Raw genomic sequence first — 14,144 nt, forward strand, 5'->3', positions numbered from 1 at the left:
GGAGGGGTTCTAGATCAGGAAATTACGGCGGGCGAGGTCGGCCAGCTCGATCACCGAGCCCACCCTGAGTTTTTCCAGCAGGCGCGTCTTGTAGGTGCTGATGGTCTTGTTGCTGAGCAGCATCAGGTCACCGATGGCCTTGTTGCTCATGCCACGGGCCAGGTATTGGAGGATGATCATTTCGCGATCGCTCAGCGATGCGATGAGCTGGGCCTCGCTGGCGACCATGTCGCCGTGGTTGACGGAGCTGAACGACACGTCCGGGAAATAGCTGTAGCCCGAACGCAGGGCTCGCACTGCCTTGCTCAACTCCTGCAGGTTGTCGCTCTTGGACAGAAACCCCGAAGCACCGGCGCGCATGCAGCGCAAGGAAAAGTAGTCGGCCAACTGGGAGGTGAGCACCAACACCTTGGGCGGCCGCGGCATTTCACGGATACGCACCAGTACCTGCAGCCCGTCCATGTCCGGCAGGACAAGGTCCAGCACCACAAGGTCCGGCGAGCACTCGCGAACCAGGCGCACGGCATCGACGCCGTTGTCCGCCTGGCCGACCACCTCCAGACGGTCCTGGCGCAGCTGAGTGCTCACGCTGGAACGAATGAAGGGGTGGTCGTCCACGATCAAAACTTTCATGGAGTGTCATCCTTTACAAATCAGCATTTGGCCTTGTAGGAATCTGATAGTGGCCAATTGACTACCAAGGAACTATTGTTCGCCGATTGATGCGCATGAATAGTCGGACACCTCCTAAACTAAGTAAGAAATTTCCCATGATTACGTCAGACAACTTCCAGCACTCGAACAGCCAATAGGTGCATGTCGCAGCGGCGTAGTGCCGAATCGTACGAGCATCGAAACGCTATATGGCTGCGTCGAAAATCACGTTGACGAACCCTTTGTAAGTGCTGCCGGGATGTTCGAGCATGCGCGATACGTTCTCGCCGTCAACCTTGAAGTGCAGCGTGCCGGGCTGGTTGCGCAAAGGCTGACTGGGAACGAACAGACGCTTGTCGCTCTCGACAGTGGGCAACGGGACCCTGACCGCCCCACGACGCTCGGAGGTCGTCCCGTTCAAGGTCATCTGCACCGTGACCGGCACCTCATGGTCATTCTGGTTGCGCAAGCCGCAGCTTTCGGCGGTGAGTGTGTACTGGCAACTCAAGTACACGCCGACGGGACCGTCGATGGAAATACGAAACGGGATATCGCGTGCGAGCAGCTTAGGGGGCTTGCCACCGGGGTAGTTGTTCCAGCCACCAGGTGGTTCCAGGATCGCGCGGTCGGTGCCTGGCGGAAAGTCCACCTGGATATCGCGGCTGACGGTCAGTTCGACCCAGACATCCAGCTGGCTATCAGCGATGGTCACCCGGTTCCCGAAGTCGATGTCGCCGCGGTCGCCGACACGATAGGAAACCTTGCCGCTGTATCGCCCGGGCTTGAGCTGCTGCAGGGGCGGTAAGCCCAGGTGGTAGGACGCACCGATATCCCGTACCGTCCCCCTGTATGTGTAGGGTCGCGGCGGAGTGCTGGCGTAACAAGGCCCCCCTCTGTTGCTATCGATCTGCAGGACGACCTTCGCCCACGTCACGTTGGGTGGCCCCCGGCGAAGTACTGAGCAACTACCATAAAAAGGCAAATGGGCCGGGTTATCCTCAATGCGAGATGTTTCTACCGACACGCCCAAGTTCAGGAACTGGAAATCGAACGGGTAGGCGTCGCCCGTCATGCCTGTCAGCGTTCCTGTTTGCTTGGGTGGCAACTGGTAGTACACCTGGTCCCGTTGCCCTCCCCCGTAGTCGAGCGTCTTGTAGTAGTTGATCGGCAATGCCACGGTCTGGCCGTTGGTGCACACTTCCGGCCAGAGGCTGCAATAAGGTGCCGGCGGCGAATCGAACAGCAGCTTCCCATCACGGTAGACCACGTTGATCTGCACCTGCGCGGCCTCGGCCAAGCCTGCACCGAATATCGCCAGCCAGGCCAGCAAACCGCCACGCAACCACTTGGCGACCTGGGCGCCCACACTTCGCTTCATGTTTCTCATGACTCCTCACGACCGTTCGCCTGCCCCGGGCACCGCCCGACACAGCAAAACCAACAGCATGAGGAAAACGCCGAGCTACTCGAATAGGATGCTTCCTGGCACCTTGATGAAATTTCCTATCGCCCTATACGCGCCCGAATGGGAAAGCGTGATGAGCCCAAGCCCTGGCGTGAATGAGACGGCTCCCAATGAATCGGCGAAACCTCCTACCTTGCTACGAAACGTCCTAGGCCAAAAGAAAACGCCCCGGCGAGCGGGGCGTTTTCTTTACAGCAAGCACAGGTCAGTGCGACACCGCCCCACTGGCCCCCAGGCCGGTCTGCGAACGCACGAACTGCGGGAAGAACAGTGCACGCTCGTCTTCAGCAGCCTTGGACTTGTCGGTGACCGAGAAGAACCAGATACCGACGAAGGCGATGAGCATGGAGAACAGCGCCGGGTATTCGTACGGGTAGATGGCTTTCTCGTGGCCAAGGATCTGCACCCAGATGGTCGGGCCGAGGATCATCAAGCCCACCGCGCTGACCAGGCCCAGCCAGCCGCCGATCATGGCGCCGCGGGTGGTCAGCTTCTTCCAGTACATCGAAAGCAGCAGTACCGGGAAGTTGCAGCTGGCCGCGATGGAGAACGCCAGGCCGACCATGAAGGCGATGTTCTGCTTCTCGAACAGGATGCCCAGGCCGATCGCCAGCACGCCCAGGGCGATGGTGGTGATCTTCGAGACGCGGATCTCGTCCTTCTCGTTGGCCTTGCCCTTGCAGATCACGCTGGCGTACAGGTCATGGGACACCGCCGAGGCGCCGGCCAGGGTCAGGCCGGCGACCACCGCCAGGATGGTGGCAAAGGCCACTGCCGAGATGAAGCCCAGGAACACGCTGCCGCCCACGGCATCGGCCAGGTGCACCGCCGCCATGTTGTTGCCGCCGATCAGGGCGCCAGCGGCGTCCTTGAAGTCGGGGTTGGTGCTGACCAGCAGGATCGCGCCGAAGCCGATGATGAAGGTCAGGATGTAGAAGTAGCCGATGAAGCCAGTGGCGTAGAGCACGCTCTTGCGCGCTTCCTTGGCGTCGCTGACGGTGAAGAAGCGCATCAGGATATGCGGCAGGCCAGCGGTACCGAACATCAGGGCCAGGCCCAGGGAGAACGCCGAGATCGGGTCCTTGACCAGGCCGCCCGGGCTCATGATCGCCTCGCCTTTGGCGTGCACCTTGATCGCTTCGGAGAACAGGGTGTTGAAGTCGAAGCCTACGTGCTTCATCACCATCAGCGCCATGAAGCTGGCGCCGGAGAGCAGCAGCACGGCCTTGATGATCTGAACCCAGGTGGTGGCCAGCATGCCGCCGAACAGGACGTACAGGCACATCAGGATACCCACCAGGATCACCGCGACGTGGTAGTCCAGGCCGAACAGCAGCTGGATCAGCTTGCCGGCACCGACCATCTGGGCGATCAGGTAGAACGCCACCACCACCAGGGAGCCTGAGGCCGACAAGGTGCGGATCTCTTTCTGCCCGAGACGGTACGAGGCGACGTCGGCGAAGGTGTACTTGCCCAGGTTGCGCAGGCGTTCGGCGATCAGGAAGAGAATGATCGGCCAGCCGACGAGAAAGCCGATCGAGTAGATCAGGCCATCATAGCCGGAGGTGAACACCAGGGCGGAAATCCCCAGGAAGGACGCTGCCGACATGTAGTCACCGGCAATCGCCAGGCCGTTCTGGAAGCCGGTGATGCGGCCACCGGCGGCATAGTAGTCGGAGGCCGACTTGTTGCGCTTGGAGGCCCAGTAGGTGATGCCCAGTGTGAAGCAGACGAAGGCCACGAACATGACGATCGCGGAGACGTTGAGCGGTTGCTTGTGCACCTCGCCGGTCAGGGCATCGGCGGCCCACACGGCGGGTGCGAAAGCGCCGCAGGCCAGGACGGCCAGGGCTTTGGTTGAGTGGCGGATCATTGCTGCGCCTCCTTCAGGATGGCCTTGTTCAACTCATCGAACTCGCCGTTGGCACGGCGTACGTAGATGGCGGTGAGGACGAACGCCGCGACGATCAGGCCGACGCCCAGGGGGATGCCCCAGGTGATCGACGACTCGGGGCTGAGCTTGGCGCCCAGTACCTGAGGACCATAGGCGATGAGAAGGATGAAGCCGCAGTAGAGGCCGAGCATGATCGCCGAGAGAATCCAGGCGAAGCGCTCGCGCTTGGTGACAAGCTCCTTGAAGCGGGGGCTGTTCTGTATCGATTGGTAGATGCTGTCGTTCATTGTTGTTGTCCTAGCAGCAGCACAAATAAGGGAGAACCCGCCCTTACTTTATGCTGCCGAAGGCTGCCAACCAGACGACCTTAGTCTTAGATGAGAAAGTGTTTTACAGGATCGGTAACAACCCGGTTCATCGTAGCCGCCGGTGAGATCGAGCGCCGCCCGCGCGGCGCATCGCGAGCTGCGCTCGCTCCTACGTTTGTTTCGGGCTAGTCCATCCTGTGAGATTTGCGCGCGGACGTTTTGGTGCTGGACGCAAGATCGTGTCGTACGAACCAGGCGGTCGCGCGCGCCTGTCACAAGCGTTACTGGCCCGAAACAAACGTAGGAGCGAGCGCAGCTCGCGATGCGCCGCGCGGGCGGCGCTCGATCCCACAGACACCACCCTCCTCGAGACAAGCCCCTTAACGGGCTTGCCCCGCGATTGGGCTACAGGGCAATTATTTGCCGGTCCATTCCTTCACGCGGTCAGGGTGCTTGGCGACCCAGTCCTTGGCGGCGGCTTCGGGTTTGGCGCCTTCCTGGATGGCCAGCATGACTTCGCCGATCTCATCCTTGGAGTTCCAGTGGAAGTTCTTCAGGAACTCGGCCACTTCCGGTGCCTTGCTCGCCAGCTCCTTGCTGCCGATGCTGTTGACGGTTTCGGCGGCGCCATAGACGCCTTTCGGATCCTCGAGGAACTTGAGTTTCCACTTGGCGAACATCCAGTGCGGCACCCAGCCGGTCACGGCAATGGACTGCTGCTTGGCATAGGCACGACCCAGCTCCGCGGTCATCGCCGCGCCAGAGCTCGCCTGCAGCTTGTAGCCGTCCAGGGCGTAGTCCTTGATGGCCTGGTCGGTCTTGAGCATCACACCGGAGCCGGCGTCGATGCCGACGATCTTGTTCTTGAAGCTTGCATCGGTCTTGAGGTCGGCAATGCTCGCGGCCTTGACATACTCAGGCACGATCAGGCCGATCTTCGCATCCTTGAAGTTGGGGCCGTAGTCGACCACCTTGTCCTTGTTCTTGCCCCAGTACTCCCCGTGGGTGACCGGCAGCCAGGCCGACAGCATGGCATCGAGCTTGCCGGTGGCCACACCCTGCCACATGATGCCGGTGGCGACTGGCTTGAGGTCCACGTCATAACCGAGTTTCTGCTTGATCACTTCGGCGGCCACGAAGGTGGTTGCCACACTGTCGGACCAACCATCCACGTAACCAATGCTTACTTCTTTGGCCATTGCCTGCGCAGCGCTCATGGCCAATACCAGGGCTGCACCCACTCCCAGGAAACGTCGCATTTTCATCAAAGCATCCCCTCGTCAGGTCTCGGAAGTTGCATCATCAACTTCACACAATAGCTGACCTGCTCTGTGCGCGACCTTTATCGAACGATCAGCGACAGCACTTCGCCATCAGTGCGCCAGTTTTTCCCTACCCTGCGTGATCCTTGCATGGTAGATGCCTGATCTAGAGCGTTTGCAGCTATCATCTAGCCTTTTGCCGCCGATGATGGACCGCCCGATGCCCCGTGCCACCCGCCTGCTGCCTGTGTACCTGCTCGCCTGCCTGCTGGCCCTGGCCGGGCTCGGCGCGCTCTGGTACGGGCTCGGCAGGCCGGTTCACCTACCCGACGCGGCCAGCTCGACACACAAGCTGCAGTGCGCCTCCTACACCCCGTTCGACAAGGACCAGTCGCCGTTCGACCAGCCGTTTCGCCTGCGCCCGGCGCGCATGGATGCCGACCTGGCCCTGCTCGCCGAGCGATTCCAGTGCATCCGCACCTATTCGATGACAGGCCTTGAGGCCATCCCTGCCCTGGCCCGCAAGCACGGGCTGAAGGTGATGCTCGGCGCCTGGGTCAACGCCAACCCGGTGGACACCGACAAGGAAGTCGATGCCTTGATCGCCTCGGCCAATGCCAACCCCGACGTGGTGACTGCGGTGATCGTCGGCAACGAGGCGTTGCTGCGCAAGGAAGTGACCGGCGAACGCCTGGCCGCCCTGATCGCCCGGGTGAAAAGCCAGGTGAAGGTCCCGGTGACCTACGCCGATGTCTGGGAGTTCTGGCTGCAGCATCCCCAGGTGGCCCCGGCGGTGGACTTCCTGACCATCCACCTGCTGCCCTACTGGGAGGACGACCCACGCGGCATCGATGACGCCCTCGCCCACGTGGCCCAGGTGCGTCGGGTGTTCGGCGAGCGCTTCGCCCCCAAGGACATTCTCATCGGTGAAACCGGCTGGCCCAGCGAAGGCCGCCAGCGCGAGACCGCCGTGCCGAGCCGGGCCAACGAGGCACGGTTCATCCGCGGTTTCGTGGCCCTGGCGGAGGCCAATGGCTGGCGCTACAACCTGATCGAAGCCTTCGACCAGCCATGGAAACGCGCCAGCGAAGGTGCCGTGGGCGGCTACTGGGGGCTGTACGATGCCGACCGACAGGACAAGGGGGTACTCGAAGGCCCAGTGAGCAACCTGCCCTACTGGCGCCAATGGTATCTGGCAGGCGCCGGCTTGATGGTGCTCACCTTGTTGCTGGCCGGCCAGCCCGCGAACCAACGCGCAGCGCTGGCGTTGCCGCTGCTGGCGGCAGTAGGCGCAGCCAGCCTGGGGTTGTGGGGCGAGCTGATGCGCACCCATGCACGTTTTGCCGCCGAATGGGCGTGGGCAGCAGGATTGGCGGGGTTGAACCTGGTGGTGCTGGCCCATGGGGCGCTGGCCTTGGCGGCGCGTGATGGCTGGCGTCAACGCTTGTTCGCCTGGCTCGAGCAACGGGCGGGTTGGTGGCTGCTGGCCACAGGTTTCGCGGCAGCCGTGAGCATGCTGGCGATGGTGTTCGATGCACGTTATCGCAGCTTCCCTACCCCGGCGCTGGTGCTGCCGGCGTTGGTCTACCTGCTGCGACCAGTGGCGGCGCCCCGGGCGGAGGTGGCCTTGCTGGCGTTCATCGTCGGGGCGGGGATCGCGCCGCAGTTGTTCATCGAAGGGCTGACGAGCCAGCAGGCGTGGGGCTGGGCGGTCGTGAGCGGGATGATGGTCGCGGCGTTGTGGCGAAGCTTGCGCAAGGCGTGAGGATCGAGCGCCGCCCACGCGGCGCTCGATCTCACAGGCAACCCCCGTATCAGGCCGATTGCCTGACCAACCGCAACCCCGACAGCACCACCGCGAACACCGCAAGGCTCGCGGTATACAGCACCAGCGCCGGCAGGCCGAAGACCAGCCCCAGCAGCGCCAGCCACCAACCGCCGCGTCCCGGTATCACCTGTGCCAAGAGCGAGATGCCCAACGCTGCCCACCCCAGCACCTGGTAATGGATCCCCAGGCCCAACAGCGAACGGGCCTGGCATTGCCAATGTTCTCCCGGCACGCTGCACAGCCCGACCCAACGGCCCTCCTCCATCAACCCATAGCGCACGCCATAACTGGCCGCCAGCCACAATGCCAGGAACAGCAGCAAGACAACGATGGGCAACGCACGGGACATGACAGCCTCCAAAGGTCGAAACATGCCGCCAGCATAATCGGCCTGCAGCGCCACGCAAGGCAAAATCCGTGAGTTGCAGCTATGTTCGAATGAACTCCATTGCCGCGCCGTAGACAGCCGCGGCACTATCTTGTGCAACAAACAGTGGGGTGCCAGGCAACTTTGCCGGGCCAACCATGGTCCTAGATAGCGCTTTGCCTTATGTACTTTTTGGGGGATCCCATGCTTCGACCCTTGCGCCTCGCTGCCCTGTTCGGTGGCCTGCTCCTGGCTGCGGCCGCTTCGGCGCAGGATATTGACGCCGCGAGCTACGGCTACCCGCTGACCAACCCGTTCGAGGCGACCATCGCCACCACGCCGCCGGAGCAGCGCCCTACCCTGCCCAGCGACGAGGACATCAGCCAGTCCGACTACAGCCTCAACCTGCGCCCGGAGCGGGCCTTCACCCTGCCCGATAACTTCTGGCCGGTGAAGAAACTCAAGTACCGCCTGGCCTACCAGGACCACGAGGCTCCGCTGATCTTCATCATCGCCGGCACCGGAGCCCCTTACTCCAGCACCATCAACGAATACCTGAAGAAGCTGTTCTACCAGGCGGGCTTCCATGTGGTGCAGTTGTCCTCGCCCACCAGCTGGGACTTCATGAGCGCCGCCTCGCGCTTCGCCACCCCCGGCATCACCCAGGACGATGCCGAGGACCTGTACCGGGTGATGCAGGCCGTGCGCGCCCAGCACCCACGCCTGCCGGTCAGCGAGTTCCACCTCACCGGCTACAGCCTCGGCGCCCTCGATGCCGCCTTCGTCAGCCACCTGGACGAAACCCGGCGCAGCTTCAACTTCAAGCGTGTGCTGCTGCTCAACCCGCCGGTCAACCTCTACACCTCGGTCAGCAATCTGGACAAACTGGTGCAGACCCGCGTGAAGGGCATCGACCACAGCACCACGTTCTACGAACTGATGCTGGAAAAACTGACCCTGTACTTCCAGCAGAAGGGCTACATCGACCTCAACGAGGCGTTGCTTTATGACTTCCAGAAGTCGCGCCAGCACCTGTCCAACGAACAGATGGCCATGCTCATCGGCACCTCGTTCCGCTTCTCGGCGGCCGACATCGCCTTCACCTCGGACCTGGTCAACAACCGTGGCCTGATCACCCCACCCAAGTACCCGATCACCGAAGGCAGCAGCCTCACGCCGTTCTTCAAGCGCGCCCTGCAATGCGACTTCGAGTGCTACATCACCGAGCAGGTGATCCCCATGTGGCGCGCCCGCACCGACGGTGGCAGCGTGCTGCAGTTGATCGACCAGGTCAGCCTGTACGCCCTGGCCGACTACCTGCGCGAGAGTCCGAAGGTCGCAGTGATGCACAACGCCGACGATGTGATCCTCGGCCCTGGCGACATCGGCTTCCTGCGCAAGGTGTTCGGCGATCGCCTGACCCTGTATCCCCATGGCGGCCATTGCGGCAACCTCAACTACCGCGTCAACAGCGACGCGATGCTGGAGTTCTTCCGTGGTTAACAAACTGCTGCTCGTCACCGCCCTGCTCGCCGCCGGCAATGCCCTGGCGGCCGAAACCGCGCCACGCACCAGCGTGGTCGAAGCCGACAAGCCCGCACCTACGGCCGAAGCCGACGGTTTTCTCGACCCGTTGCGCGAGCTGAAATTCAACCCCGGGCTGGACCAGCGCGAGTTCGAGCGCTCGACGCTCACCGCCCTGAACGTGTACGACCCGCTGGAGTCGATGAACCGGCGCATCTACCACTTCAACTACCGCTTCGACCAATGGGTGATGCTGCCAGTGGTCGACGGCTACCGCTACGTCACCCCGCGCTTCGTGCGCACTGGGGTGACCAACTTCTTCAACAACCTGGGCGACGTGCCCAACTTGTTCAACAGTATCCTGCAGCTCAAGGCCAAGCGTTCGGCAGAGATCACCGCCCGCCTGATGTTCAACACCATCATCGGCGTGGGCGGTTTGTGGGACCCGGCGACCAAGATGGGCCTACCACGCCAGAGCGAGGACTTCGGCCAGACCCTGGGCTTCTACGGCGTGCCCGATGGGCCGTACATCATGCTGCCGATCCTTGGGCCTTCGAACCTGCGCGATACCGCTGGGCTGGCGGTGGACTACGTGGGCGAACGCGAGGCGAACTTCCTCAACGTGGCCGAGGCCAGCAGCGATCACCCGGAGATCACCGTGCTGCGGGCAGTGGACAAGCGCTACAGCACCAACTTCCGTTATGGGCAGCTCAATTCGCCGTTCGAGTACGAGAAGGTGCGGTACGTGTATACCCAGGCGCGCAAGCTGCAGATTGCCGAGTGACGGGGCCGCCCTACGACCCAGTCGCCGGCAAGCCGGCGATTGGGCCCGCGAAAACACGCTCATAATCCCAGGAACTGGCACAACTCCCGTCGCTTGGCCAAGGCATCCTTGCGTCCCAGCTCGATCAGCTCGCTGCAATAGCTGGCTTCGAACAGCAGGTAGCTGAGCACCCCTGCCCCGCTGGTGCGGGTGGCGCCCGGGCCGCGCAGGAACACGCGCAGCGCCGCCGGCAGTTCGCGCCGGTGGCGGGCGGCGATTTCGTCCAGCGGTTGGCTAGGCGCCACCACCAGCACCTCGATCGGCGCCAGCCCCAGGCGCCGGGCATCCAGGTGCGCAGGGATCAGGTGGCTCAGGTGGTTGAGCCGCTGGAGCAGCTCGATGTCGTCTTCCAGGCTATCGATGAAGGTGCTGTTGAGCATGTGCGCGCCGATCTGCGCAAGGCTCGGCTGCTGGCCACTGAAGACGCGCTGGGTCGGCATGGGTGCCGACGGCCGCTGGGGGTTGCCGCTGACGCCGACCACCAGCACCCGGCTGGCTCCCAGGTGCAGCGCCGGGCTGATCGGTGCCGATTGGCGCACCGCACCGTCGCCGAAGTACTCCTCGTCGAGCTTGACCGGGGCGAACAGCAGCGGGATCGCCGAGCTGGCCAGCAGATGGTCGATGGTCAACGAAGTGGGCACGCCAATGCGCCGATGACGCAGCCAGGGCTCGATGGCACCGCGCCCTTGGTAGAACGTTACCGCCTGGCCCGACTCATAGCCGAAGGCGGTGATGGCCACCGCACGCAAGTGCTCGGCCGCCAGGGAGTGGGCAATGCCGTCCAGGTCCAGGTGCGACTGCAGGAGGGTGCGCAGCGGGCTGCTGTCCAGCAGCGCCACCGGCACCTGGCCGCCAACGCCCAGCAGGTTGTGACTGACGAAACGGCTGGCCTGACGGATCACCCCCGGCCAGTCGCTGCGCAATACCAGGTGGCTGCGAAAGTGCTGCCAGAAGGTGGTCAGGCGCTGCACCGCCTCGGTGAAACGCGTGGCGCCGCTGGCCAGGGTGACGGCATTGATGGCGCCGGCGGAGGTGCCGACGATCACCGGGAACGGGTTGGCCGCACCCGGCGGCAACAACTCGGCGATGCCCGCCAGTACACCTACCTGGTAGGCAGCCCGGGCGCCGCCGCCGGAGAGGATCAGGCCGGTGGTGCGGGGTGGAGCCATGAAGTTCTCCTGGAAGGAATGCGCTGCCTGCCCTGGCCCTATCGCCGGCAAGCCGGCTCCCACGGGTTTTAACCAGGCTTCTGTGGAAGCCGGCTTGCCGGCGATAGGGGCAAGGCAGACGAATCACCTGTCAGCGCTTTTTCTTGTCATACAACCGCGGCTCTCCTGGCGGGCGCGACTTGAAGCGGCGGTGCGCCCACAGGTATTGCTCGGGGCATTCGCGCAATACGCTCTCCACCCACTGGTTGATGCGTAGGCAGTCGGCCTCTTCGGTCTCGCCCGGGAAGCCCTCGAGCGGTGGATGGACCACCAGGCGATAGCCGCTGCCATCCTCCAGGCGCTTCTGGGTGAAGGGGATTACCCGGGCCTTGCCCAGGCGGGCGAACTTGGTGGTGGCGGTGACGGTCGCCGCCGGGATGCCGAACAGCGGCACGAACAGGCTCTGCTTGGCCCCGTAGTCCTGGTCCGGGGCGTACCAGATCGCCCGACCGCCGCGCAGCAGCTTGAGCATGCCGCGCACGTCGTCGCGCTCCACGGCCAGCGAGTCGAGGTTGTGACGCTCGCGGCCACGGCGCTGGATGTAGTCGAACAACGGGTTGCCATGTTCGCGGTACATGCCGTCGATGGTATGGGCCTGGCCCAGCAGTGCCGCGCCGATCTCCAGGGTGGTGAAGTGCACGGCCATGAGGATCGCGCCCTGGCCTTCGCGCTGGGCGGCCTGCAGGTGCTCCAGGCCCTCGATGTGAGCCAGGCGCGCCAGGCGTGGCTTGGGCCACCACCAGCTCATGGCCATTTCGAAGAAGGCGATGCCAGTGGAGGCGAAGTTTTCCTTGAGCAGGCGCTGCCGTTCGTCGCCGGAAAGCTCGGGGAAACACAGCTCCAGGTTGCGCGCGGCGATGCGCCGACGTTCACCGGCGACCCGGTACATCAGCGCGCCCAGGGCACGGCCCAGGCACAGCAACGCACGGTACGGCAGCTGCGACACCAGCCACAGCAGGCCCAGGCCCAGCCACAGGCCCCAGAACCGAGGGTGAAGGAAATAAAGTCGAAAACGCGGGCGTTCCATTGAAGCTTCCGGAAAGACAAAGGTGGGCATTCTACATCGGTTCGCCCGCGGTTGCGGCCAACGGGTCTTATCGTTATAAGTCAGGGCACTTTTTTCGCAACAAGCCGTCTATGCAGACCATGAGCCTCAACCAGACCTCCGACACCGCCCCCGTATTCCAGCTCAAAGGCAGCATGCTTGCCATCACCGTGCTGGAACTGGCGCGCAACGACCTCGAAGCCCTCGACCTGCAACTGGCGGCGAAAGTGGCCCAGGCCCCCAATTTCTTCAGCAATACGCCGTTGGTACTGGCGCTGGACAAGCTGTCGGCCGACGGCGGCGCCATTGACCTAGCCGGGCTGATGCGCGTTTGCCGCCACCATGGCCTGCGCACCCTGGCCGTGCGCGCCAGCCGCATCGAGGACATCGCCGCGGCGATCGCCATCGACCTGCCGGTGCTGCCCCCCTCCGGTGCCCGTGAGCGGCCGCTGGAACCGGAGCCCGAGGTGAAGAAGCCCGAACCCGCCCCTGCGCCGCCACCGACGCCGGCCGAACCCGAAGTGCGCCCAACCCGCATCATCACCGCGCCGGTGCGCGGCGGCCAGCAGATCTACGCCCAGGGCGGCGACCTGGTGGTGACCGCCTCGGTCAGCCCGGGTGCGGAACTTCTCGCCGATGGCAACATCCATGTGTACGGCGCCATGCGTGGCCGCGCACTGGCGGGCATCAAGGGCAATACCCGGGCGCGCATCTTCTGCCAGCAGATGACCGCGGAGATGGTATCCATCGCCGGCCAGTACAAGGTCTGCGAGGACCTGCGTCGCGACCCGCTATGGGGGGCTGGCGTGCAGATCAGCCTGTCTGGCGATGTGTTGAACATCACCCGTCTTTAACGGATACTTGCCGGCATTTTTAGCGCAACTTTTTTCTTGTTGCCGTTTTTCGTATTTGCAGGGACCGCTGTCCCATTTATTTAGGGGTGAAACACCTTGGCCAAGATTCTCGTGGTTACTTCCGGCAAGGGGGGTGTGGGCAAGACCACCACCAGCGCCGCCATCGGTACCGGCCTCGCTCTGCGCGGCTACAAGACTGTCATCGTCGACTTCGACGTCGGCCTGCGTAACCTCGACCTGATCATGGGCTGCGAGCGCCGCGTGGTGTACGACTTCGTCAACGTGGTCAACGGCGAGGCCAACCTGCAGCAGGCCCTGATCAAGGACAAGCGCCTGGAGAACCTGTTCGTGCTGGCCGCCAGCCAGACCCGCGACAAGGACGCCCTGACCCAGGAAGGCGTCGAGAAGGTGCTGATGGAGCTCAAGGAAACCTTCGACTTCGTCATCTGCGACTCCCCGGCCGGTATCGAGAAAGGCGCCCACCTGGCGATGTACTTCGCCGACGAGGCCATCGTCGTGACCAACCCGGAAGTGTCCTCGGTCCGTGACTCCGACCGCATGCTGGGCATCCTGTCGAGCAAGTCGCGCCGCTCCGAGAACGGCGAGGAGCCGATCAAGGAACACCTGCTGATCACCCGCTATCACCCCGAGCGCGTCGAGAAAGGCGAGATGCTCAGCATCGCCGACGTCGAAGAGATCCTGGCGATCAAGCTCAAGGGTGTGATTCCCGAATCCCAGGCCGTGCTCAAGGCCTCCAACCAGGGCATCCCGGTCATCCTCGACGAACAGAGCGATGCCGGCCAGGCGTACAGCGACACCGTCGACCGCCTGCTGGGCAAAGAGAAGCCACTGCGGTTCATCGATGTGCAGAAGCAAGGATTCTTCGCGCGCCTGTTTGGAGGCAAGTAAACC

13 protein-coding genes are annotated in these 14,144 nt (G+C 63.4%); 5 read left to right on the top strand and 8 right to left on the bottom strand.

Annotated features, from left to right (window positions below):
• Positions 1–9: 9 nt before the first annotated feature.
• The 5 genes from ACNFCI_RS15400 to ACNFCI_RS15420 all read right to left on the bottom strand — a co-directional run bounded on the left by ACNFCI_RS15400 (position 10) and on the right by ACNFCI_RS15420 (position 5,586).
• Positions 10–633, bottom strand: coding sequence for a response regulator transcription factor (locus ACNFCI_RS15400; protein ID WP_084854886.1), 624 nt, complete (start codon positions 631–633; stop codon positions 10–12).
• Positions 634–859: 226 nt separating this feature from the next.
• The gene (locus tag ACNFCI_RS15405) at positions 860–2,032 is read right to left on the bottom strand and encodes a hypothetical protein (RefSeq protein ID WP_368829854.1); all 1,173 of its coding nucleotides are present in this window, start codon (positions 2,030–2,032) and stop codon (positions 860–862) included.
• Positions 2,033–2,324: 292 nt separating this feature from the next.
• Positions 2,325–3,992 carry a cation acetate symporter gene (locus tag ACNFCI_RS15410; protein WP_084854884.1) on the bottom strand — a complete coding sequence of 556 codons (1,668 nt, stop codon included), beginning with the start codon at positions 3,990–3,992 and terminating at the stop codon, positions 2,325–2,327.
• Positions 3,989–4,300, bottom strand: coding sequence for a DUF485 domain-containing protein (locus tag ACNFCI_RS15415; protein WP_084854883.1), 312 nt, complete (start codon positions 4,298–4,300; stop codon positions 3,989–3,991). The genes ACNFCI_RS15410 and ACNFCI_RS15415 overlap by 4 nt, the downstream gene beginning before the upstream one ends.
• A 437-nt stretch (positions 4,301–4,737) precedes the next feature.
• Positions 4,738–5,586 (bottom strand): glycine betaine ABC transporter substrate-binding protein, encoded by an 849-nt coding sequence (locus tag ACNFCI_RS15420; protein WP_084854882.1) that lies wholly within the window; start codon positions 5,584–5,586, stop codon positions 4,738–4,740.
• A 205-nt stretch (positions 5,587–5,791) separates the two neighbouring features.
• On the opposite strand from ACNFCI_RS15420, the gene ACNFCI_RS15425 reads away from it, so the two are divergent.
• Positions 5,792–7,348, top strand: coding sequence for a beta (1-6) glucans synthase (locus ACNFCI_RS15425; protein ID WP_368829855.1), 1,557 nt, complete (start codon positions 5,792–5,794; stop codon positions 7,346–7,348).
• Positions 7,349–7,397: 49 nt separating this feature from the next.
• Here the strand turns inward: ACNFCI_RS15425 and ACNFCI_RS15430 are convergent, their stop codons facing one another.
• Positions 7,398–7,760 (bottom strand): hypothetical protein, encoded by a 363-nt coding sequence (locus ACNFCI_RS15430; RefSeq protein WP_368829856.1) that lies wholly within the window; start codon positions 7,758–7,760, stop codon positions 7,398–7,400.
• 222 nt (positions 7,761–7,982) lie between these two features.
• Here ACNFCI_RS15430 and ACNFCI_RS15435 point away from each other — a divergent pair, with 222 nt between their 5' ends.
• The gene (locus ACNFCI_RS15435; RefSeq protein ID WP_084854880.1) at positions 7,983–9,281 is read left to right on the top strand and encodes a serine/threonine protein kinase; all 1,299 of its coding nucleotides are present in this window, start codon (positions 7,983–7,985) and stop codon (positions 9,279–9,281) included.
• On the top strand, positions 9,274–10,086 hold the full coding sequence (locus ACNFCI_RS15440; protein ID WP_143515163.1) for a VacJ family lipoprotein: 813 nt from the start codon (positions 9,274–9,276) through the stop codon (positions 10,084–10,086). Before ACNFCI_RS15435 ends, ACNFCI_RS15440 begins: the two co-directional genes overlap by 8 nt.
• A gap of 59 nt (positions 10,087–10,145) precedes the next feature.
• On the opposite strand, the gene ACNFCI_RS15445 is transcribed toward ACNFCI_RS15440, so the two are convergent.
• Together ACNFCI_RS15445 and ACNFCI_RS15450 are read right to left on the bottom strand one after the other, a co-directional pair.
• Positions 10,146–11,294, bottom strand: a complete 1,149-nt coding sequence (locus ACNFCI_RS15445; protein ID WP_368829857.1) for a patatin-like phospholipase family protein — start codon at positions 11,292–11,294, stop codon at positions 10,146–10,148.
• 130 nt (positions 11,295–11,424) lie between these two features.
• Positions 11,425–12,360 (bottom strand): lipid A biosynthesis lauroyl acyltransferase, encoded by a 936-nt coding sequence (locus ACNFCI_RS15450; RefSeq protein ID WP_368829858.1) that lies wholly within the window; start codon positions 12,358–12,360, stop codon positions 11,425–11,427.
• Positions 12,361–12,470: 110 nt separating this feature from the next.
• On the opposite strand from ACNFCI_RS15450, the gene minC reads away from it, so the two are divergent.
• The gene (minC, locus tag ACNFCI_RS15455) at positions 12,471–13,232 is read left to right on the top strand and encodes a septum site-determining protein MinC (protein ID WP_084854876.1); all 762 of its coding nucleotides are present in this window, start codon (positions 12,471–12,473) and stop codon (positions 13,230–13,232) included.
• Positions 13,233–13,328: 96 nt separating this feature from the next.
• Entirely contained in the window at positions 13,329–14,141 is an 813-nt protein-coding gene (gene minD, locus ACNFCI_RS15460) for a septum site-determining protein MinD (RefSeq protein WP_368829859.1), read from the top strand.
• The last annotated feature ends 3 nt before the right edge of the window (positions 14,142–14,144 follow it).

The sequence above is a fragment of the Pseudomonas sp. NY15356 genome (assembly GCF_048068175.1).
GTDB classification, from domain to species: domain Bacteria; phylum Pseudomonadota; class Gammaproteobacteria; order Pseudomonadales; family Pseudomonadaceae; genus Aquipseudomonas; species Aquipseudomonas putida_K.

Coding starts and splice junctions, on each gene's coding strand:
- ACNFCI_RS15445 (WP_368829857.1), bottom strand. CDS start 11,294: ATGGCTCCACCCCGCACCACCGGCCTGATCCTCTCCGGCGGCGGCGCC.
- ACNFCI_RS15425 (WP_368829855.1), top strand. CDS start 5,792: ATGGACCGCCCGATGCCCCGTGCCACCCGCCTGCTGCCTGTGTACCTG.
- ACNFCI_RS15450 (WP_368829858.1), bottom strand. CDS start 12,360: ATGGAACGCCCGCGTTTTCGACTTTATTTCCTTCACCCTCGGTTCTGG.
- ACNFCI_RS15430 (WP_368829856.1), bottom strand. CDS start 7,760: ATGTCCCGTGCGTTGCCCATCGTTGTCTTGCTGCTGTTCCTGGCATTG.
- ACNFCI_RS15415 (WP_084854883.1), bottom strand. CDS start 4,300: ATGAACGACAGCATCTACCAATCGATACAGAACAGCCCCCGCTTCAAG.
- ACNFCI_RS15410 (WP_084854884.1), bottom strand. CDS start 3,992: ATGATCCGCCACTCAACCAAAGCCCTGGCCGTCCTGGCCTGCGGCGCT.
- ACNFCI_RS15405 (WP_368829854.1), bottom strand. CDS start 2,032: ATGAAGCGAAGTGTGGGCGCCCAGGTCGCCAAGTGGTTGCGTGGCGGT.
- minC (WP_084854876.1), top strand. CDS start 12,471: ATGCAGACCATGAGCCTCAACCAGACCTCCGACACCGCCCCCGTATTC.
- ACNFCI_RS15400 (WP_084854886.1), bottom strand. CDS start 633: ATGAAAGTTTTGATCGTGGACGACCACCCCTTCATTCGTTCCAGCGTG.
- ACNFCI_RS15435 (WP_084854880.1), top strand. CDS start 7,983: ATGCTTCGACCCTTGCGCCTCGCTGCCCTGTTCGGTGGCCTGCTCCTG.
- ACNFCI_RS15420 (WP_084854882.1), bottom strand. CDS start 5,586: ATGAAAATGCGACGTTTCCTGGGAGTGGGTGCAGCCCTGGTATTGGCC.